General features: G+C 69.3%; 20 protein-coding genes and 1 pseudogene. 6 read left to right on the forward strand and 15 right to left on the reverse strand.

The features are described 5' to 3' along the window. The first annotated feature begins 7 nt into the window (after nt 1-7). Nucleotides 8-1,237 (forward strand): acyl-CoA dehydrogenase family protein, encoded by a 1,230-nt coding sequence (locus ACYR7D_RS17315; protein ID WP_459545612.1) that lies wholly within the window; start codon nt 8-10, stop codon nt 1,235-1,237. Between the two features lie 11 nt (nt 1,238-1,248). Here the strand turns inward: ACYR7D_RS17315 and ACYR7D_RS17320 are convergent, their stop codons facing one another. Continuing rightward, nucleotides 1,249-1,704 carry a MarR family winged helix-turn-helix transcriptional regulator gene (locus ACYR7D_RS17320; protein WP_459545613.1) on the reverse strand — a complete coding sequence of 152 codons (456 nt, stop codon included), beginning with the start codon at nt 1,702-1,704 and terminating at the stop codon, nt 1,249-1,251. A gap of 68 nt (nt 1,705-1,772) precedes the next feature. Here ACYR7D_RS17320 and ACYR7D_RS17325 point away from each other — a divergent pair, with 68 nt between their 5' ends. Beyond that, entirely contained in the window at nt 1,773-2,378 is a 606-nt protein-coding gene (locus tag ACYR7D_RS17325; RefSeq protein ID WP_459545614.1) for a TIGR03086 family metal-binding protein, read from the forward strand. Nucleotides 2,379-2,436: 58 nt separating this feature from the next. On the opposite strand, the gene ACYR7D_RS17330 is transcribed toward ACYR7D_RS17325, so the two are convergent. From ACYR7D_RS17330 to ACYR7D_RS17345, 4 genes are all read right to left on the reverse strand, one after another. Beyond that, nucleotides 2,437-2,937, reverse strand: a complete 501-nt coding sequence (locus ACYR7D_RS17330; RefSeq protein WP_459545615.1) for a cupin domain-containing protein — start codon at nt 2,935-2,937, stop codon at nt 2,437-2,439. A 188-nt stretch (nt 2,938-3,125) separates the two neighbouring features. After that, the gene (locus ACYR7D_RS17335; RefSeq protein WP_459545616.1) at nt 3,126-3,926 is read right to left on the reverse strand and encodes an NAD(P)-dependent oxidoreductase; all 801 of its coding nucleotides are present in this window, start codon (nt 3,924-3,926) and stop codon (nt 3,126-3,128) included. 55 nt (nt 3,927-3,981) lie between these two features. Further along, on the reverse strand, nt 3,982-4,830 hold the full coding sequence (locus ACYR7D_RS17340; RefSeq protein WP_459545617.1) for an NAD(P)-dependent oxidoreductase: 849 nt from the start codon (nt 4,828-4,830) through the stop codon (nt 3,982-3,984). Nucleotides 4,831-4,851: 21 nt separating this feature from the next. After that, nucleotides 4,852-5,361 carry a DoxX family protein gene (locus ACYR7D_RS17345; protein WP_459545618.1) on the reverse strand — a complete coding sequence of 170 codons (510 nt, stop codon included), beginning with the start codon at nt 5,359-5,361 and terminating at the stop codon, nt 4,852-4,854. 145 nt (nt 5,362-5,506) lie between these two features. Between ACYR7D_RS17345 and ACYR7D_RS17350 the strand changes: the two genes are divergently transcribed. Further along, complete coding sequence (locus ACYR7D_RS17350) at nt 5,507-5,647, forward strand: hypothetical protein (RefSeq protein ID WP_459545619.1); 141 nt, start codon at nt 5,507-5,509, stop codon at nt 5,645-5,647. A gap of 190 nt (nt 5,648-5,837) precedes the next feature. Here ACYR7D_RS17350 and ACYR7D_RS17355 read toward each other — a convergent pair whose 3' ends face one another. From ACYR7D_RS17355 to ACYR7D_RS17370, 4 genes and pseudogenes are all read right to left on the reverse strand, one after another. Further along, on the reverse strand, nt 5,838-7,577 hold the full coding sequence (locus ACYR7D_RS17355; protein WP_459545620.1) for a thiolase C-terminal domain-containing protein: 1,740 nt from the start codon (nt 7,575-7,577) through the stop codon (nt 5,838-5,840). 117 nt (nt 7,578-7,694) lie between these two features. Further along, nucleotides 7,695-8,186, reverse strand: a pseudogene (locus ACYR7D_RS17360) (cytochrome P450); the annotation flags it as partial. A 36-nt stretch (nt 8,187-8,222) separates the two neighbouring features. Next, nucleotides 8,223-8,417 carry a ferredoxin gene (locus ACYR7D_RS17365; protein ID WP_459545621.1) on the reverse strand — a complete coding sequence of 65 codons (195 nt, stop codon included), beginning with the start codon at nt 8,415-8,417 and terminating at the stop codon, nt 8,223-8,225. Between the two features lie 45 nt (nt 8,418-8,462). Next, nucleotides 8,463-9,170: an SDR family NAD(P)-dependent oxidoreductase gene (locus tag ACYR7D_RS17370; RefSeq protein WP_459545622.1), complete on the reverse strand. Its 708-nt coding sequence runs from the start codon at nt 9,168-9,170 to the stop codon at nt 8,463-8,465. A gap of 233 nt (nt 9,171-9,403) precedes the next feature. Between ACYR7D_RS17370 and ACYR7D_RS17375 the strand changes: the two genes are divergently transcribed. Together ACYR7D_RS17375 and ACYR7D_RS17380 are read left to right on the forward strand one after the other, a co-directional pair. Continuing rightward, nucleotides 9,404-10,870, forward strand: a complete 1,467-nt coding sequence (locus tag ACYR7D_RS17375) for an aldehyde dehydrogenase family protein (RefSeq protein ID WP_459545623.1) — start codon at nt 9,404-9,406, stop codon at nt 10,868-10,870. Then, the gene (locus tag ACYR7D_RS17380; protein ID WP_459545624.1) at nt 10,867-12,075 is read left to right on the forward strand and encodes a CaiB/BaiF CoA transferase family protein; all 1,209 of its coding nucleotides are present in this window, start codon (nt 10,867-10,869) and stop codon (nt 12,073-12,075) included. Before ACYR7D_RS17375 ends, ACYR7D_RS17380 begins: the two co-directional genes overlap by 4 nt. Nucleotides 12,076-12,146: 71 nt before the next feature. Here the strand turns inward: ACYR7D_RS17380 and ACYR7D_RS17385 are convergent, their stop codons facing one another. Continuing rightward, nucleotides 12,147-12,404, reverse strand: a complete 258-nt coding sequence (locus tag ACYR7D_RS17385) for a hypothetical protein (protein ID WP_459545625.1) — start codon at nt 12,402-12,404, stop codon at nt 12,147-12,149. Between the two features lie 211 nt (nt 12,405-12,615). Here ACYR7D_RS17385 and ACYR7D_RS17390 point away from each other — a divergent pair, with 211 nt between their 5' ends. After that, complete coding sequence (locus ACYR7D_RS17390) at nt 12,616-13,053, forward strand: TIGR03667 family PPOX class F420-dependent oxidoreductase (RefSeq protein WP_459545626.1); 438 nt, start codon at nt 12,616-12,618, stop codon at nt 13,051-13,053. 133 nt (nt 13,054-13,186) lie between these two features. Here ACYR7D_RS17390 and ACYR7D_RS17395 read toward each other — a convergent pair whose 3' ends face one another. From ACYR7D_RS17395 to ACYR7D_RS17415, 5 genes are all read right to left on the reverse strand, one after another. Next, complete coding sequence (locus ACYR7D_RS17395; protein WP_459545627.1) at nt 13,187-13,486, reverse strand: hypothetical protein; 300 nt, start codon at nt 13,484-13,486, stop codon at nt 13,187-13,189. 101 nt (nt 13,487-13,587) lie between these two features. Further along, nucleotides 13,588-14,847, reverse strand: a complete 1,260-nt coding sequence (locus ACYR7D_RS17400) for an amidohydrolase family protein (protein WP_459545628.1) — start codon at nt 14,845-14,847, stop codon at nt 13,588-13,590. A 484-nt stretch (nt 14,848-15,331) separates the two neighbouring features. Further along, the gene (locus tag ACYR7D_RS17405; RefSeq protein ID WP_459545629.1) at nt 15,332-16,720 is read right to left on the reverse strand and encodes an amidohydrolase family protein; all 1,389 of its coding nucleotides are present in this window, start codon (nt 16,718-16,720) and stop codon (nt 15,332-15,334) included. Beyond that, complete coding sequence (locus tag ACYR7D_RS17410; RefSeq protein ID WP_459545630.1) at nt 16,714-18,066, reverse strand: CoA transferase; 1,353 nt, start codon at nt 18,064-18,066, stop codon at nt 16,714-16,716. The genes ACYR7D_RS17405 and ACYR7D_RS17410 overlap by 7 nt, the downstream gene beginning before the upstream one ends. Continuing rightward, nucleotides 18,066-19,154: an enoyl-CoA hydratase/isomerase family protein gene (locus tag ACYR7D_RS17415; protein WP_459545631.1), complete on the reverse strand. Its 1,089-nt coding sequence runs from the start codon at nt 19,152-19,154 to the stop codon at nt 18,066-18,068. Before ACYR7D_RS17415 ends, ACYR7D_RS17410 begins: the two co-directional genes overlap by 1 nt. Between the last annotated feature and the right edge of the window lie 17 nt (nt 19,155-19,171).

The following is a 19,171-nucleotide window of genomic DNA, read 5'->3' on the forward strand; positions in this document are numbered from 1 at the left end:
TACCGCTGTGACCACCGAACTGGAACCCGTGCCCGAGTTCCGCGAGCGCGCCCGGATATGGTTGCGCGACAATCTCGCGCCCGCGCCGCCGGATCAGGGCCCGCCGGACAGCAAGCAGGAGTGGGACCGGGCGCGTGAATTGCAGCGCCTGCTCCACGACGGCGGTTTCGCGGGGATCTGCTTCCCGAAGGAATACGGCGGTCTCGGTCTGAGCCCGGCGCATCAGCAGGCGTTCACCGAGGAGGCCTACGCCTATGAGATGCCGGTGATCCTCAACGTCCCCACACTGTCCATCTGTGCCGCCACTCTGCTCGATCTGGGCACCGAGGAACAGAAGCAGCGGCATCTACCCGCCGTGCTCCGCGGGGACGAAGTGCTGGTGCAGCTGTTGTCCGAGCCCCGGGGCGGGTCCGATCTGGCCGGGCTCACCACTCGCGCCGAGCGAGACGGGGACCGGTGGATCCTCAACGGTTCCAAGATCTGGAGTTCGGGCGCCTATGCCGCGGACTACGGTCTGTGCCTGGCCCGTACCAACTGGGAGGTGCCCAAACATCGTGGGCTGACCATGTTCCTCGTGCCGATGGGTGCCGCCGGGGTGACCGTGCGGCGGATCAAACAGGTCACCGGGTCCACCGAGTTCTGCCAGGAGTTCTTCGACGATGTGAGCCTCGACGTGGACGCGGTGCTGGGCCGGGTGGACAACGGCTGGGAGGCCGCCTCCCGGTTGCTCCATCACGAACGGTCCGCCATCGGCGGTACCTCGCCCTATCTCAGTGGTGCCCGCCCGCATCTGGGCGGGGAGGATTCGCGGATCCTCGAGCTGGCCCGCCGGCTCGGCCTGCTCGACGATATCCGCGTCCGCGAGGATATCGGTGAGGCCCGGGCCATGACCGTGGTCCGCGACCAGCTCATCGCGCATATCACCCACGGCATCCGCGCGGGGGAGCTGCCACCGGCAGCCGGTTCGATCACCCGGTTGTTCAGCGCCGAGAACTCCTGGTTGCAAACCGATATGGCCGTCAAGGTCGCCGGCGCCGCGGCGGCCACCCACATGCCCGGTGATCCCGCCGATACCGCCAGGATCGGCACCGATTTCCTGTTCCGCGCGGCCTGGAGCCTGGCCGGCGGTAGTACCGAGATGGCGCGGAATGTGATCGGTGAACGGGTGCTCGGTATGCCCCGGGAATACGCCGCCGACCGGGATGTGCCGTTCAACGAGGTCGAGCGCGGCCGGTAACCGGCGGGCGGTCATTCGTCGCCGGGGCGGCGTTCGTCCGGGCCGGGTGGGAGGTCGGCCAGAATCTGCAGGGCGTTGAGGAAGCCGCGCCGATCGGCGGCCGGAATGTGGTGGAGAAGCCGTTCCTCGCGCGCCCGGATCTCCGTCTGCGCCGCCGCGGCGAGGCGGTGGCCCGCCGGGGTGAGTTCCAGCAGGCGGGCGCGGCGGTCGGCCGGATCCGGGGTGCGTTCGATGAGCCCACGGTGCTGGAGGTCGTCGAGTACCGCGATGATCCGTGTCTTGTCCGCCCCGATCTCCTGTGCGAGAACTCCCTGGCCGCGGGCGGGGCCGCGGCTCAGGGCGATGAGGACCGTGTACGCCCACATGGTGAGTCCGTGGTTGTCGAGTACGGGGCGTTCCAGCGCGATGAGGGTTCGCATGAACGGTGCGAGCATGGCCGCGAGGTCCGGACGATCCGTTGATCCCATGGATCGAACCTACCGCGCGAAAATAATAAGCATTGACCTACTATAAGCATGTGCGTATCGTCTCGGCCATGACTACCGAAGACCTTCGAGAACTCGACCGCCGGGCCGTGCTCGGCACCGTGGATATCGCCGGACTCGTCACCGCCGACCGTCTCGCCGACCCCACCCCCTGTGCCGGCTGGAACGTGGGCGATCTGCTGGCGCATATGGCCGTTCAGCACCGCGGATTCGCCGCGGCCGCCCGCGGTCACGGCGACGACCCGGCGCTCTGGCGTCCGCGCTCGCCGGGGCCGCACACCAGGGACGAATACCGCGAATCGGCCGCGGAGGTACTGGCCGCCTTCGCCGAACCCGATGTGCCGCAACGACTCTTCGCCATGCCGGAATTCGGCCCCGGTGTCACGGTGCCGGGGCATCGGGCCATCGGATTCCATCTCGTGGACTACGTGGTGCACGGCTGGGATCTCGCCCGCGCGCTGGAGGTGGACTACCCCTGGGACCCGGATTTCGCCGAACCCGTGCTGCGTATCGCCGAAGAAGTCCCCGACGGCCCGGAACGGGAGAATCCGGGCTCACCTTTCGCGCGGGCACTGCCGGACGAGGATTCCGGCACCCCGCTGGAGCGGATCCTGCGCCTGCTCGGCCGCTCCCCACGGTGGCCGGCGACCGACTGATCCGCGAACACTCCGTGGCCCGAGCCGGTCCGGGGCCCGGACCCGGCCGAGCCGCCCGTTATCCGCGGGCGATCTCCGCGCGCCAGGCCGGGCTGTCGACGTAGTGGTTGTCGTAGGTCTGCGAGCTCGCGCGGATCTCCTCGACCGTGGCCTCCCCCTGGTACACCCGCTCCAGCAACCGGTAGTAGTCGAAGCGGTGCAGACCCGGGGTGAAGACCACGAGCAATTCGGCCTCGGTATCGAGGGCGGGGGCGAAGGCGTGCGGCACCGTGGGTGGAACGGTGAGGAAATCACCCCGGTCGAGCCGGACGACCTCCTCGCCGAGCAGCATTCGTACCGAACCCTCCAGGACCAGGAACATTTCGGTGGCCTTCGTGTGGAAATGCGCGGGCGCACCCGGTGAACCCTTGCGCAGTGTCGCCTTGTTGGCGGTGAGTGCACCCCCGGTCTCCCCGGCATCGCCGAGCAGGGTGATCAGACTGAGCGCGCCGTCCTGCAGCGTCTCGGCCGTCGCGGAACGCACCAGCAGCGGGGCGGTGGGCTGTACGGAGGTGGTCATCGGGACTCCCAGGGTTCGGGCGGGGCGTTTCACCCGCTGCTTCCTTCTTCTGCGAGGTCGACGAAGTGGCCACGGGGAGTGTGACATCGGCCCGCGGAGCCCGCCGTCGTACTCGCGCCGACCGGCCGTGCGGTCGCCCCCACGGAACGCCTGCCCGGCTTCTTCCGGCGGCCGTATCCGGGACGAGGTCAGGCGGGATCGACCGCCGCGCGTATGGCGGGCTCGAGCGGCCCGAGATCGGCACCCAGCCGGTCGGCCAGCTCGCGGGCGACCGCGACATCCTTGCGGAGGAAATCACCGACCGATGCGGCGAACGCCGCGACCGAACCCTTCGCCGCGACGCTGCGGACCGCCCGGCCCGAACTACTGGCGTGCGGTAACGCGGCCAGTACCTCGGCCTCGGTGAGGCCCAGCCGGCCGGCCAGCCGCACAGCCGCGGTGACCAGACCTATCTGCGCGGCGAACAGCGAATTGTTGACGAGTTTCACCCGCTGGCCGTTCCCCAGCGCCCCGACCTCCAGAATCGGATCGGCGTAGGCCGCCAGCACCGGGCGGGCACGCCGCACCCCCGCCGCGTCCCCGCCGAGGAACACCGTCAGCGACCCCGCGGCGATATCGTGCGGGCCGCCGCTCACCGGCGCGTCCACCACATGGCGGCCCGCGGCGGCCGGGGCGGCGGCGAGCGCGGTCACCGTCTCGGGGCTGCCCGTGGTGTGCACGATCAGAACCGTCCCGGCCGGCACGGTATCGAGCAGGCCGCTGCCCACACAGACCTCACGGACCTGCTCGTCGGTGAAGACACAGATCACCACCGCCTCCGCCTGCTGCCCCGCCTCGGCCGCCGAGCCGACAGCGGTCGCCCCGGCCGTGGTGATCGCCTCGCGGGCGGCGGGAGTGCGCCCGGCCGCCCGGACACTGTGGCCGGCCGCCACCAGGCGGCGGATCATGGGCACACCCATCCGGCCGGCGCCGACGAATCCGATACGCACTCGATTCTCCTTGGATCGGGGCGCCGGCAGCGCCGAGGACATGACGACCCGGAGGTCACGATTGTCGGCGCGGCCGGCCCATCATGCGCAGAGTGGCGTCCGCGGTGTCCAGCACCACGCCGCCGGCGCTATCGGCGGCCGCCGCCAATTCCGCCACCAACCGCACGTCTTTACTCAATAGATCGCCGGCGTGTCCGGCGATCTGATCCAGCGATCCGCCACCGGCCAGGATGCGGCCCAGCGCGAAACTGCTACCACTGCCGTTACCGATCACCTCACCCAGCCGCCGCGGGCTCACACCGAGCCGCGCACCGAGTTCCAGAACGCTCACCGCGGTGGCCAGATGGGCGGTGAACAGCAGATTGTTCAGCAGTTTGGTGGTCTGTCCGGCGCCGACATCGCCCAGGTGCACCACCGGGTTCGCGTAGGTTCCGAAAACCGGCAGGCAGCGCGCGAGTGTCTGCTCGTCTCCACCGGCCATGACCAGCAGCCGTCCCGCTTCGACCGCGGGAGCGCCGCCGCTGACCGGGGCATCGATCAGTGAAACGCCCTGGGCGGCGACGCTTTCGGCCAGCGATCGGCAGGTGCCGGGATGCACCGTGCTGTGGATGGCGATCACCGGGGGCGCGGTGCGTTCACCCGCCGACGCGGCGAACCCGGCCAGTACCCCGTCCGCGCGTTCGAGTACGTCCCGCACATCGTCGTCGCCGACCACACACAGGCAGACGAGATCGCTGGCGGCGGCCAGCGCCGCCGGGCTGCCGGCGAACTTCGCGGCCGTATCCGCGTACGGGTCCAGGGTCGCGGCCCGGCGGGCCCACAGGGTCGTCGGATACCCGGCCTCGACGATACGGCGGGCCATCGGCCCGCCCTGACTTCCCAATCCGATGAATCCGACGCGCATATGTTCCTCCGTTCGCACAGGTCAGGATTCGGAGTCCGCCGGGGCGCCCGGACGCCAGAACACGGCCAGCAGCCCGGCGGTCGCGAGGAGGCCCAGGCCCAGCGCGATCGCCCCGCCGGTCCAGCCGGTGATCTCGATCCCCAGGGCACGGTCCAGCGAGAGCTCGCCGGGGCCGAGCAGCCCCAGTACCAGGCTGACGACCGCCAGGACGAGTACGTACTCGTAGCCGTCCTTGAAGACGAAGAACCCGTTGGTCCGGTGCGCCAGGAGACCGGCCACCAGCATCACCGAGATCACCGCGGCCGCGGCCAGGGGCGTGAGCAGGCCGAACACCAGGAGCGCGCCCGCGCCGATTTCGGTGAGCACGCTCAGCCATGCCTGAAGTACCCCGTTGCGCAGGCCGAGACCGCTGAACCAGCGCGCGGTGCCGGCGATCTTGCCGCCGCCGATCCAGTGATTGACCCCGTGGGCGATCATGGTGCCTCCCACGACGAGGCGCAGCAGCAACAGTGCGATATCGGTGACGTCCATCGGTTACCTTTCCGGCCGCGTTACGCCGCCGCCGTCGAATTGCAGGGTGGTTCCGGAGAATTCTCCGGTGCTGCGGGCGATGATGCATTCCTCGGCGAAGGCCAGCGTGGCGAGGTGGTAGACCGGCGCGGTATAGCCGAGGCTGATGTTCCCGGCCGGTACCGGCCAGTTCGAGGCCCAGCAGTTCGGCGCCGCGCTCGTCGGCCGCCATCCGCACCGCCAGTTCGCAGCCCGCCGAATGCGCGAGCAGGAGCACGCCCGCGCCGCGCGGGGCGCCGTCCAGTAGCGCGTCGATCGCGCCGCCGTGCAGGGCGACCACCACGGCCCGCGGCGCCGGCGCCGCGGCCAGCAACCCGGACACCGGAATACCCGCTACGGACGGCACTGCGGCGACCACCGGCAGCGGACCGGTGGAATCGGCCGATACCGCCTCGGAGTCGATCAGCGTCACCACACACCCCGGCTCGCCGCGCCCATCAGGCTTCGCTCCGTAGCAGGACGACCCCACCAGGGGTGAGCCCGCCGCTGGACACCACCGCGACCTTCGCGCCGCCGACCTGCCGGTCGCCGGCGGTACCGCGCAGCTGGACCACCGCCTCGTGCAGCAGGCCCATCCCATGGGTGCGGCCGTGCGAGAGCTGGCCACCGTGGGTGTTCAGCGGCAGGAGGCCGTCGCGGGCGATGTTCTTCCCGCCGTCCAGGAAATCCTTGGCCGCACCGATCTCACAGAAGCCGAGTGCCTCGATCCAGGACAGGCAGTTGATGGTGAAACCGTCGTACAGTTCGGCTACGTCCACATCCTCGGGCCGCAGATCGGTGCGGGTCCACAGATGCGCCGCCGGGCCGAGCACCTGCGGTTCGTGGGTGAGTGTGCTCTGGTCCCATTCGATCCGCTCGGCGATCTGGGTGCCCACGGCCTCCACCCGGATGGCCGGTCCCGGTAGATCCGCTGCCGCGGCACGGGAGGAAACGATCACCGCGACCGCGCCGTCGCACGGTACATCGCAGTCGTAGAGGCCGAACGGCGTGGTGATCGGCCGGGCGTTCAGGTAATCGTCCATGGTCAGGGGGTCGCGGTAGACCGCGCTCGGGTTCGCCGCGGCGTTCGCCCGCTGGTTCAGTGCGATCCAGCCCAGCGTTTCGCGGGTGGTTCCGTAGTCGTGGAAATGCCGCTGCGCCTTCTGCGCCAGCGTATGCGCGGCCGAGATGGACCCGAACGGATGCAGCCAGCTGGTGGTCCGGCCGCTGTTCGGCGCCGTGCTGGTGCCGCGTCTGGTCAACTCGTTGAACGTGGCCTCCCAGACCGTGCGGAAACACAGCACATGGGTGGCCAGCCCGGCATGGACCGCGAGCATGGCGGCGATCACGGAACCGCCGGGCCCGAAGGTCTCGATACCGCCGTTGTGCCAGGTGGGCCGGATACCGAGTGCGGCCTCGAGCGCGGTGACCCCGCCTTCCCCGAAGCCGCCGAGGTTACCGCCACCGGGATAGGAGGACAGCCCGTCGATATCGCCGAGGGTCAGCCCCGCGTCCGCGACGGCCTGTTCGCAGGCGTCGACGGTGAGGGCCAGCGGCGGTTTCATCAGCCGTCGCCCGATTCGCGACATCCCGATTCCGGTGAGCGCGACACTGTCTTCGAACTTGGGGCGGCGCAGCATGGGGGAGACGTGCCGGCCGAACTGGTCCGGGGCGATCTCGTCGGCCGGTAGCGGCGCCGGGCCGGGTTGCCGCGCGGTGGGGCGGAACAGTGGCAGCCAGACATCGTCGTCCTGCTGGAACACCACCTCCAGCCGCATACCGAGGGTGAGTTCCGCCGGATCGCAGTCGACGATATTGGTGGTGAGCCGGACCCGCTGATCTTCCTCGAGCGCTACTGTCGCCACCACGTACGGCGGTGGCAGCCCGGGCAGGCCGAAACGGTGGTTCACCGTGAACGACGCCAGGATCGCGGTGCCGGAGACGGTCCGGGGCGCCAGTTCCCGGCCGCGGCAGTACCGGCAGATCGGCTGCGGCGGATGGATCAGCGCCGAACACGCCCGGCACTGCTGTATCCGGAGCCGCCCGTCGGCACCCGAGGTCCAGAAGAACTCGGTGTCCAGGGACAGCAGCGGGAGCGGTCTACCGGATCGGGGTGCCGGATCGTCACCGGCCGGCGGGGTCGGTCCGCTCGCTCGTATCGGCGGTGTCGTATCGCCCTCGGGCGTCGGCGGTGCCATATCGCCTCCTCGTATCGCCGGTGCGGCGGCCGGGGCCACCGGGGCGAAGTGTGTCCTCATCGCAGCGGCGGACGGCCGGCCGTCCGCCGCGGGTCGGAAATCGTGGGCCGGGGTCCTTCAGATCCGGGCGCTGTCGCGGCGGACCGTCACCGGCTCGGCGAGCCGCTGCTCGTCGCAGATCGTCTGTGACTTCTCCAGGGTTTCCGCCAGACCCGGACCCACCGGCTCGCCCGGAGTGAAGGTGGCGGGCAGATGGCGCATTCCCTGGACCACCGCGATGGTCTCGTAGTGCACGGTTTCCTCCGGGAGGCACCGGAAATCCGGTATCCGGTCCAGGACGGCGGTATCCGGTTGGTCGAACACCGCGGGGTCGCGATTGGCCATCGCCCAGGACAGCCACAACCGTTCCCCTTCGGCGAAGCGGGCCCCGGCCAGTTCCACGTCCGCGTTGAGGGACCGTCCGTCACCGGGGGCCGGGGTGAAGTAGCGCAGGAACTCCTCGGTCGCCGAATCCAGCAGTTGTTCCCGCTCTCTGCTGAGGATTTCGCGTTGCTCCGGATGTTCGGAGAGCCATTCCAGGGAATGCGCGGTGGTGGTGGCGGCCTTGTCGGTGGATTCGGTGGCGGCCATCGGATGCCCCTCGGACTACTCGGTGAGCGAGATCGCGCGCTCGGGGCACGAATGCACCGCTTCGCGCACCTGCTCTTCTCGGTCGTGGGCTACATTCTCGTCCACCGGGGACGAATGGCCGTCGATTTCGCTGAGTTCGAACGCTTTCGGCGCGATCATCGCGCAGAGGGTATGCCCTTGGCAGCGTTGCTGGTCGACATGGACCTTCACGGTGGTACTTCCCTTCGGATGCGGTGGGCGGATTCCCGGGGCGGGTCAGGTGTTGCGGCCGCCGTTGACGCCGATGATCTGACCGGTGATGTAGCCGGCCTCTTCGGAGATGAGGAAAGCGCAGGTGGCGGCGATATCTTCGGGTTTGCCGACCCGTCGCACCGGGGTGCGCTGGATATGGTCGGCGACACTGCCGCCGAGCAGGCGGCGTTCCTCGGATCGGCGCAGCATCGGGGTATCGATGAAGCCGGGCGGTACCGCGTTGACCGTGATCCCGGCGGGGCCCAGTTCCAGCGCCAGCGATTTGGTGAGTCCGTTGACCGCCGATTTCGACGCGACGTAATGGGACATGAACGGCTGGCCCGAATGGGCGCTGGAGGAGGAGATGTTGACGATCCGGCCCCAGCCCGCCGCGAGCATATCCGGTAGGACCGCCTGGGTGGTGTGGAAGACACCGTGCAGGTTCACCTCGATGACCCGCTTCCATTCGGCGAAATCGATGTTCTGGAAGCGTTTGAATCCGTCGACGCCGGCGGCGTTGACGAGAACGGTGATCGGGCCCAGTTTTTCGCGGATACCGGTGAGCGCGGCGGCGATGCTGTCGGGGTCGGTGACATCGGCCCGATAGGCGAGATCGTCTTCGGTGGAGGCGTTGCGGTCCAGGGCCGCCACATGGAATCCGTCGCTGCGCAACCGCTGCGCGATGGCCAGTCCGATACCCGAGGCGCCGCCGGTGACAACTGCGGTTTTCACGCTTGCCTCTCCTCTCTCGCACCCACCGGTGCAAGAATGAGCATTCCGAATAAAGAGAACCGTACTCTCGTGAGGAACTGGTGCGCAAGGTTCGCGAAAGCTGCACATCTGGCGACTCCGGTGCCTGGGTGGGATCGCTCCGGCTCGCCGAATCGGCAGTGGGGCCAATGCTGGCAAATGTACTATTCTCCTCAAATGAGAATGCTATTTTCACGAACTTTCGAGGAGGCGGGATGTCAACGCAGGAAGAAGCGATGACCGCCACGCAACGGCTGCTCATCGATGGGCGGCTGGTCGAGACCGGACGCACCCTGGCCTCGATCAATCCCGCGAACGGTGCGGTGGTCGGCTACGCCCCCGAGGCCGGTGTCGCCGAGGTCGACGCCGCCGTGGCCGCCGCCCGCCGTGCGTTCGACACCACCGACTGGTCCACGAATCACGAATTCCGCGCCCGGTGCCTGGATCAGCTCTACCGCGCCCTGCGGGACAATGTGGAGGAACTGCGGGCCCTGATGATCGTCGAGGTGGGCGCGAGCTACATCCTCACGAAGGGCAACCAACTCGAAACCCCGTTCGAGATCGTCAAATATTACGCCGGGGTACTGCGTGACTACGCCTGGACCGAGGACCTGGGCCCGGTGGAGATCCGCGGCGCGCGGCATCAGCGCTGGGTGGAGAAGGAAGGCGCGGGAGTCGTGGCGGCCATCGCCGCCTACAACTACCCCTACCAGCTGGCCTTCGCCAAACTCGCGCCCGCTCTCGCCGCGGGCTGCACGGTCGTACTCAAAGGCGCCCCCGATACCCCGCTGATCACCCTGGCCCTGGGTGAACTCATCACCCGGCACACCGATATCCCCGCGGGTGTGGTGAACATCCTGGCCGGTTCCGACGTCGCCGTGGGGGAACGGATGACCACCCACCCCGACGTCGACGTGGTCTCCTTCACCGGCTCCACCCCGGTGGGCCGCAAGATCATGGCTGCCGCCAGCGCCACCCTGAAGAAGGTGTTCCTCGAGCTCGGCGGGAAATCCGCCGCCATCCTGCTCGACGATGCCGACTACGCCATGGGCGCCGTATTCGCCGCGTTCAGCATCTGCTCCCACGCCGGTCAAGGCTGCGCGATCACCACCCGGCTGCTGGTGCCGCGCGTGGATCACGACAAGGTCGCCGAACTGGTCGTCGCGAACCTGGCCAACATCACCTACGGCGACCCGGCCGACCCCGCGAACTACATGGGCCCACTGATCAGTGAGCGGCAGCGCGACAAAGTGCACGGACTGGTCGAACGGGCGGTCGCCGCGGGCGCCACGCTGGTGACCGGCGGCGAGAAGGTGGACCCGGGCTTCTTCTACAAGCCGACACTGCTGGCGAATGTCGACCCGGACAGCGAGATCGCCCAGGAAGAGGTGTTCGGCCCGGTGCTGGCGCTCATCCCGTACGACGATATCGACGACGCCGTGCGGATCGCCAACAATTCCATCTACGGCCTGTCCGGTGGGGTTTTCGGGGTCGACGCGGAACGAGCCCGCGCGGTGGCGCGCCGCATCCGTACCGGCACGTTCAGTATCAACGGCGGCAACTACTTCCACCCGGACGCCCCCTTCGGCGGCTACAAACAGTCGGGCGTCGGCCGGGAGATGGGTGTGGTCGGGATGGAGGAGTTCATGGAGAGCAAAACGCTCGCCGAGGTGGTCTCGTGACCGGCCCACTGGAGGGGGTGACGGTCCTCGAAGTCGCCATGTACGGGTTCGTGCCCTCGGCGGGCGCGGTACTCGCCGACTGGGGCGCGAATGTGATCAAGGTCGAGCACGCGGTGACCGGTGACCCGCAGCGCGGCCTGCGCCGGATCGGCAAGTTCGAGGTCGAAGGCGATCCGAACCCGAATATCGAGCACGCCAACCGCGGTAAACGCAGTATCGGCGTGGATATGTCGGTGGCCGGCGGCCGCGAGGTCGTCTACGAACTGGCGCGGCGCGCGGATGTGTTCCTCACCAGTTTCCTGCCCTCGGCTCGCGCGAAGTTCGGGATCGATATCGACGATATCCGCGCGGTCAACCCGGCCGTCGTGTACGCCCGCGGCAGTGCGCTCGGTCCGCGCGGTCGGGAGGCCGATCGCGGTGGCTACGATATGACCGCGTTCTGGTGTCGCGGGGGAGTCGCCGCCACCATCACGCCGGAAGGTATCGACGGAATGATCCAGCCACCCGGCCCGGCCTTCGGAGACACCATCTCCGGTACCAACCTGGCCGGTGGGATCGCGGCGGCGCTGTTCCGGCGGGAACGTACGGGGGAACCCTCGATCGTCGACGTCTCGCTGCTGGGAAGCGGTCTGTGGTCGCTGGGGCACACCATCGCGCTGTCGGCGTATCAGGGCGAGCCGCTGATCGCGCCGCCGCCCGGTACCCACGGCGCGATGTCGAATCCGCTGTCCGGGCTCTACCGGACCGCCGACGACCGGTACCTCTCCTTCGTCATGTTGCAGCCCGGAAAATTCTGGGCCGATGTCTGCCACCATATCGACCGGCCGGAACTGGCCGAGGATCCGCGTTTCGCCGATGCGGCGCGGATCGCCGCGAACACGGACGCCGGGGTGGAGATCCTGCGCGAGGCGATCGCGCAGCGGACCCTGGGCGAGTGGACGAAGAAGTTCGCGACCCTGAAGGGGCCTTGGGCGCCGGTGCAGGATTCCCGGCAGGTGGGGGAGGACGAGCAGATCCGGGCCAACGAGTACCTACTGCCGGCGGGTGAACTCGAGCTGGTGTCCAGCCCGGTGCAGTTCGACGTCACCGCGCCGGAATTACGGCCGGGCCCGGAGTTCGCGGCACAGACCGAGGAGGTCCTGCTCGAACTCGGTCTGGACTGGGACCGCATCATCGAACTGAAAACCGAGGGGGCGATCGCCTGAGAGCGTTCGCGAAGCTGTCGCGCCGGATCGGGCCGGGCCCCCGATCGAGTGGCCCGGCCCGGTTGTCGCGGTCAGCTGCTCTCGCAGCCGATACCGTTGCCGTCGCGGTCGAGCCCGTATTCGTCGGGGCCGATCACCCGCACCCGGCCCGTGTACTCCGGGCCGTTACCGCTGCCGCCTGCACAGTCGACATCACTGGTGACAGGGACGCACGGATCGTAGGAGGCGTGGCATCCCGCCGGTTGCGCGGTGGCCGGCTGGGCGGCACCGATCAGACCGGAGGAGACGAGGGCGAGGGTGAGGGCCCCGAGGGCGGCCGGCAGTCGCATGAGAAGCTTTCTTCCGAGGGAGTGAACGAAACGCTGAAGTTTTGCACGGCGAGAGTCACCGTCATCCGGTTTCAATGGAAACAAGACCTGTAAATCGGCGTTACCGGATCCTTACCGGAATCCCGGACAGCGGCTCCTCGGCCGGGAATCGTCCCGGTGGTGGGGGTGTTGTTCCGGGCACGTCCCGCCCGAACGTCTCGGAGGCCGCCTCATGACGACACCCAGCGTGAACGGATTGATCGACACCACAACCGATTTCGGCGCCCGGGTCGCCGAAAGACTGGAAAACGAGCAGATCGTGTGGCTGACGACCGTCGGCCCCACCGGTACCCCGCAGCCGAACCCGGTGTGGTTCCACTGGCAGGCGGGGTCCTTCCTGATCTTCAGCCAGCCCGACCGGCCGAAGCTCCGCAATATCGCCCGCAGCCCCCGGGTGGCCCTGCACTTCAACAGTACGGCGGGCGGTGCGGAGATCGTGGTGTTCGGGGGCAGTGCCCGGGTGGAAGACGCGGTCGGCCCGGAGGAGGTCGCGGCCTACCTCGACAAATACCAGGAAGGGTTGGCCGGGCTCGCCACCACCGCCGAACAGTTCCGTACCGAGTACTCGGTGCCCATCCGGGTCGTCCCCGACCGGATACGCGGTTTCTGAACCGGGGGCCGCCCGGCGAGATCGTCCGGGCGGCCCCCGTTTGTTCAGAACTCCAGCTCGGACCAGGGGATGCGGATCGGAAACGGGAAGTCGACGGTCACCGCGTCGGAGTCCTTCGGCGTCCATTTGCCGATCAGCCGATAGTCGGCGTGGCGAAATCGGACTTTCCGGTCCGGCCGAAGAAGATATTCGTTTCGGTATGGACGCGCCAGCACTGTCCGGGGTCCCTGCTCATTTCGCGGCGTGCGCACCCCCGGAGGCCGTTCCACAGCAGGTTCGTGAACTCCTGGTGTTCGGCGGGACCGCGACGCAGCCAGACGACCCGGCCTTCCCAGAGCTCGATCTGGCGGGCGAGTTCCTCCGGAAGTTGTCCCAATTCCTCCCAGGTCATGTACTCCGGAAGGTCGGGGCGTTGCCTGGAGCGGGAAGGCATGAGCCCATAGTAGCTCCGGTAATCGCAGCTCACCGTGCTATTCGGCGGTTGCTCACGGGGCCGGGGCCGGTGCGTGCGGGTCGCCCGGCCTGTCCGGGTGGTCAGCTCGCGTATCTGGCGGCGTAGCGTTCGGCGTACTGGCGGCGGGTCGTGGTGGACAGGTCGACGTCGGCGGCCGCTGCGCGTAGCGCGCCGACCGTGGCGCGCTCGCGCGGTGTGCGGGCGAACGGGTCCCAGCCGAAGAACCGGCAGGCATTCTGCCAGGTGATCTTGTCGATATCGGAATCGTCGGCGCCCGCCGATTCGAGTTCGTGGAGTACGAATTCGGGCGCGCCCGGCCACAGTGAATCCGAATGCGGGTAGTCGCATTCCCACGCGATATTGTCGATACCGATCTCGTGCCGCAGTTTCAGTGAGGTGGGATCGGTGACGTAGCAGGCGAGTACATGCTCCCGGAAGACGTCGCTGGGCATCTTGCCGCCGAAATCGCGGCGCAGCCAGCGCTGGTTGGTGTAATGCCGGTCGGAGCGGTCGAGGAAGAACGGGATCCAGCCGACACCGCCTTCGGAGAGCGCGACCTTCAGCTGCGGATAGGAGCGGAACGCCGGACCCCACAGCAGATCCTGGGTGCCGATCAGCGAAATGCTGGGCGCGAGGATCATGAGATTGTCGATCGGCGCGTCCGGCGCCAGTTTCAGGACGCCGAAGCCCTGGCCGATATGCAGGTTCATCACGGTGTCGTTATCGCTGAGCGCCTGGAAAACCGGGCCCCAGTAGTCGATATCGTGATAGCTGGGCAGGCCGTCGATATGGGGCAGTTCCGGCATGGTCACCGAATGGCAGCCCTTGGCGGCGACGCGGTTGATCTCGTCCACCGCGAGTCGCGGCTCCCACAGCGGCAGGATCGCGATCGGGATGAACCGGCCCGGATAGGCGCCGGCCCATTCCTCGATATGCCAGTCGTTGTAGGCGGAGATCATCGCGACGGTGATCTCGTCCATTCCGCCGCGGCTCAGATGCCCGGCGCTGAAACCGGTGAAGGTGGGGAAGCACATGGAGGCGAGGACGCCGTTGGCGTCCATATCGCGTACCCGGTCGTGGATGTCGTAGACGGCGGGCCGCATCTCGGCGTATCCGGCGGGGTCGTAGCCCCATTCCTCGGGCGGCCAGGAGACGACCGCGTTGAGGCCGGTGACGCCGGTCGGCCGGTCCCGGTATATCCAGCGATCGATGCCCTTGTCGTCGACGACGACCTTCGGCGCGTATTCGGCGTACTTCTTCGGCACGTGGTGGTCGAACATATCGCGCGGTTCGACCACGTGGTCGTCGATGCTCACCAGGATCATATCGTCGATATTCACCGGACTCCTCGCTGTTCGTGGTCGCCGCCGGGTCACCCGGACCTGCGAGATTTTTGATCTCTTAAAATGAGAATTACACTCTCATATCAGGTTCACGATACACCGTGCCCGTGGGCAGGTCGACCGATCGGGGACGGCGGCTCCGCCGGTGCTCACGCTCCGGAACGGGCGGTCCGGAAAGGTAGGCGATATCGCAAGAGCTCGGCAGCCGGTAGCGCGGTCGCAACGAACGCCGGCTTCCCCGATCCGGCGATGTTCGGAGCCAGAGGATGCGTCCGGCCGGCCGTTCGAGATCTCGGGGTGGGGTGACGGGGGTTTCCGAAACGGCTACGAGTACGGTGGCCGGTTCTGTCGGCCGCCGATGGAGGGGCCCACGTACCGATTCCTGTTCGCCAGGAAGACGAATGGTTACGGAATGGACTGTTCACGTCCGGTGAAGTGAAACGCTTCGACCCCGCAGCTGTGCGCGAACTTCCGCCACGGTCTACGGGCTCTCGGCGGAGTACACGGGGACACCGGCGATCACCGTGAGCCGCACCGCCGAGCGCTCGGGGGTGCCGATCTCCGCCGGGGGCATCCGCAGCAGGAGCAGATCGGCCGGTGCGCCCGGGGATACCGTCCGCAGCACCCCGGGCGCGTCCGAACGCCCGAGGAACAGCGAGAGCGCCGTGCGAAGCGGCACCCGCTCCCGCCCGGCACCATCCGGCCGCGGCTGTATCGCGGCACGCAGAACGGCCCACGGGTCGGCGCCGCCGAACGGGGCGTCGGTACCGGCCGCCACCGGTACCCCCGCGTCGATCAGTGAGCCGAGCCGCCAGTGATCCGGCCGGTCGCCGTCGGGTACCTCCCGCGCGTACTGGGCGGCGCGCTCCACCGCGAAATGCGGTTGTGTCACCACGGTCACGGCGCGGGCGCGCAGCCACCCGACGGTATCCGCGGCGACGAGAGCGCCGTGCTCGATCCGGTCGCCGGGCACGACACCGGCCGTATCCAGCGCGAGCATGGTGAGCACCAGCTGCACCCGGGTCACACAGTGCACCGCCACCGGACGGCCCACCGCGTGCGTGGCCCGGATCCGGGCGGTGAACTCGTCGATATCGGGCAGTGTGGTGTCGTCCAGCAGGAACTTGGTGGGGCCCAACGAGAAACGTGCCACTTCGGGTGCGGTGATTCCGGGCGGGGCCATACAGCACAACCGCTGGCGGATCGTCCCGCTCGCCACCTGCCGCGCGAAATCATCGATATTGGCCCGGTCGAGCCCCGGGGTGGCGTCGGTACAGCCCGTGACGCCCGCCGCGGCGCCCGCCGCGCTGAGCGCCCCGAGATCGGAGTTCGCGGTGGGGAGCCGCTCACGTAACCAGGTATCCATCCGCCAGAGACGTCCGGTGACGCGCTGCGCGGTATCGCGTTCCACCCCGTCGTGGAAACAGTGCGAGAGTCCCACGGCCCGGCATCCCGCCGAATTCAACGACCACAGCGCACCGGTCCGGTGCTGCACCCGCACCGGGCGTGTGGGCACCAGCCGGTCCAGGGCCCAGCGATCCAGCGGTCCCGCGACCTCGTCGTGATAGCCCACCGCGCGGATCCACCGGCCCGGCGCGAGCTCGGCATCGGCGCGTCGCAGCGCCGCGGCGAAACCGGCCGCGTCGCGGACCGACGGTGGCCCGACGGTCAGCGAATCCCGCTGCGCGGCCAGCGCCCGCAGATGGATGTGGTGATCGTGGAAGCCGGGCAGTAGCCAGCCGCCGCGCGCGTCGATATCGTCCTCGCCGGCCCGCGGTCGCAATCCGGTACCGCATTCGGTGATCCGCTCCCCGGCCCAGCGCACATCGCGGTGAGGGCTGCCGAAAACGGTGGCGTTACGGATCAGCACGGCGCGACCGGGTCCGCGGTGCCGAGCCAGGGGGCCCGGTGCCGCCCAGCGGGTTCGGTGACCCGAGGCGGCAGCACCGGTTCGCATCGGCCGCCGGCCGCGCAGCGCACCGACCATCCGACCGCGGTACGTATCAGGCGGTGCGGCCCGTGATCGGGTGGCGGGCCGGCGGCGAACGCCGCGGCGGTGTCCCGCATCGACAGATCGATCAGCACTCCGCCGCCCGCGGTGAACGCCGCGAGGACGGCCAGGGCGGCGCATACGCCGGAGAGCGGATCGGCGACGGCGTCGGCGCAGAACACCGGGCCCGACGCGGTCCAGCCGACCAGCCCGCCCGCCACGGCGGCATCGTCACCGAACGCCACCCGCATGGGTTCGGCGCGCCCGTATCCGGTGAGGCCGAGCCAGATCTGCCCGGGCCGGTGGGCGCGCTGCCCGGGCGCCAGGCCGAGCGCCGCGAGCGCGCGCGGGCGGGAGGCCTCCAGCACGATATCGGCCCGGTCGAGTAGCGCGGCCAGTTCCCGGCGCCCGGCCGCGGAACGGAAGTCCACCGACCGGAGCTCGTGCCCGGCATGCAGCCAGTCGAAGAAACGCCGGTCGGCGCGCGCGCCGTCAGGACGCTGCGGGCTCTCGACCTTCACCACATGCGCTCCGGCGAGCCCCAGAATCCGGGCCGCCAGCGGGCCGGCCCACATCGCGGACAGATCCACGACGAGACACCCCGGCAGCCGCGAAAGGTGAGCGCGTTCGGCGATCCGCGTCATCCGCCACGGGGCGCGGGCGACACCATCGGCCGCACGTGGGGGCAGCGCGGCACCCGGTACACCCAGCAACTGGGCCCGGTCGCTCAATTCCACGGCGGGCGTGGTCGCGGCCGCGCGGGTCAGCGCGTCCCACGGCTCGTCACCTCCGGCGCCGCCGACGATCGCGGGTACCGCGGCGATATCGTCGGGCCGGGAAAGGGTGATCGCGCACCAGCCGTCCGCGGTCGGCAGCAACCGGGTGGCGCCGCCCGCGGACCGGCGGCCCGCCCGTTCGTAACCCGACCACGCGGCGCGGCGGCCGAGGACGGTGGCCGGATCGGGCTCGACTCGGATACCCACCGCTTCGGTGAGGTCACCCACCGTGCGCAGCGCGGCGCCGAGCAGACCGTAGGCGGAGGCGGGGGAGAGATCGGGGGGACCGTCGGCGAATCCGGTGAGAGCCATGGCCCCGGAACCGGCCCAGGCCAGGACCGGGCATTCGCTCGTATCCGTGCGGTGATACGCGAGGGTCGCGCCGAGGCCGGTGAGCCATCCGCGCACGATACCGGCCGGGTCATCCGGTTTCCTCGGGTTCGCGGGCACTACGCGCCCTCGTCGATCGCGTCCACCAGACCCCAGCGCAGCGCCGCGGCGGCCGTGAGCCGGTCCCCGGTGATCATGAGCCAGGCCGCGCGCCAGCGTCCGATCCGCCGCGGCACGCTCACCGTCCCCCCGGCACCGGGAATCAGCCCCATGGCGACCTCCGGGAACGCGAAGAACGCCGACGGCGCGGCCACCACGGTCCCGCCGAACGCGGCCATCTCCGCTCCGGCACCGATACAACCCCCGTGCACACGCACGGTGAGGCGGTCGGTGAGGCGGTCCATCAGACGCCACGGAGCGCGATCCAACCGGGTCAGGTAGGCGGCCACCGGATCATCGGACGTGCCGAATTCGGCGAGATCGCCGCCACTGCAGAACGATGGCCCCGCACCCGATAACCCGACCGCGGTGACGGCCGGGTCCACAACCGCCGGCAGCAGCGCGGCGAGCAGTTCCTCACGCAACCGGAAACTCAGCGCGTTACGGCGCTCGGGATGGTCGAGAACGATCCGGTAGTGGTTTCCTGCCCGCTCGGCCCGTACCAGGTCGCGGCCGAGGCACGAGGCCGGCCGCGCGGGACCGCGCTCGGCCAGCCAACGCCGGAACTCACCGCCGCCCAGCAGCATCGAGAACACCGCCGCCTCGGCCGCGAGTCCGCGCACCGTCTCCGGGTGCCCGGTCTGCCGGAGCACCTGGCCGCAGGCGACGGCAGCCTGCGGGTTGTGCGCCACCGCCGACCACAGCCCCGCGATCGCGGAGTCCAGTGCCTCGACCCGGACGAGTTCGGGGCTGTCCACCGGCGCCTCGGTCAGCGTGAACGCCGTGGCGCGCAGCACGGGTGCCAACCGTGGTGCCGGTGCCCCCCGCAGTACGCCGGCGACCAGTGCCGTCGAATCGCGGCATCGGGCCGCCAGCCGGGTGAGCACCGCGTCGTCGGCCGTATCCAGCGCATCCAGATCCAGCAGGATCAGCGGTCGCGTCGGCACCCCGGTGGGGGAGAGTTCGAGTTCCAGGGGAAGATCGAACTCCGCCGCCGAGGTGAAATACGGAGCGTTGCGATCGGTGGCGGGTTCCGTGCGGCCGATCATTCCTGCTTTCTACCAGG

This window comes from Nocardia sp. X0981 (genome assembly GCF_977089955.1).

What these genes read in the sequence shown, in the direction of transcription:
- ACYR7D_RS17320 (WP_459545613.1), bottom strand. Translation starts at nt 1,704, where the DNA reads ATGGGATCAACGGATCGTCCGGACCTCGCGGCCATGCTCGCACCGTTC.
- ACYR7D_RS17330 (WP_459545615.1), bottom strand. Translation starts at nt 2,937, where the DNA reads ATGACCACCTCCGTACAGCCCACCGCCCCGCTGCTGGTGCGTTCCGCG.
- ACYR7D_RS17350 (WP_459545619.1), top strand. Translation starts at nt 5,507, where the DNA reads ATGTTCCCGGCCGGTACCGGCCAGTTCGAGGCCCAGCAGTTCGGCGCC.
- ACYR7D_RS17325 (WP_459545614.1), top strand. Translation starts at nt 1,773, where the DNA reads ATGACTACCGAAGACCTTCGAGAACTCGACCGCCGGGCCGTGCTCGGC.
- ACYR7D_RS17375 (WP_459545623.1), top strand. Translation starts at nt 9,404, where the DNA reads ATGTCAACGCAGGAAGAAGCGATGACCGCCACGCAACGGCTGCTCATC.
- ACYR7D_RS17345 (WP_459545618.1), bottom strand. Translation starts at nt 5,361, where the DNA reads ATGGACGTCACCGATATCGCACTGTTGCTGCTGCGCCTCGTCGTGGGA.
- ACYR7D_RS17390 (WP_459545626.1), top strand. Translation starts at nt 12,616, where the DNA reads ATGACGACACCCAGCGTGAACGGATTGATCGACACCACAACCGATTTC.
- ACYR7D_RS17340 (WP_459545617.1), bottom strand. Translation starts at nt 4,830, where the DNA reads ATGCGCGTCGGATTCATCGGATTGGGAAGTCAGGGCGGGCCGATGGCC.
- ACYR7D_RS17415 (WP_459545631.1), bottom strand. Translation starts at nt 19,154, where the DNA reads ATGATCGGCCGCACGGAACCCGCCACCGATCGCAACGCTCCGTATTTC.
- ACYR7D_RS17385 (WP_459545625.1), bottom strand. Translation starts at nt 12,404, where the DNA reads ATGCGACTGCCGGCCGCCCTCGGGGCCCTCACCCTCGCCCTCGTCTCC.
- ACYR7D_RS17395 (WP_459545627.1), bottom strand. Translation starts at nt 13,486, where the DNA reads ATGCCTTCCCGCTCCAGGCAACGCCCCGACCTTCCGGAGTACATGACC.
- ACYR7D_RS17355 (WP_459545620.1), bottom strand. Translation starts at nt 7,577, where the DNA reads ATGGCACCGCCGACGCCCGAGGGCGATACGACACCGCCGATACGAGCG.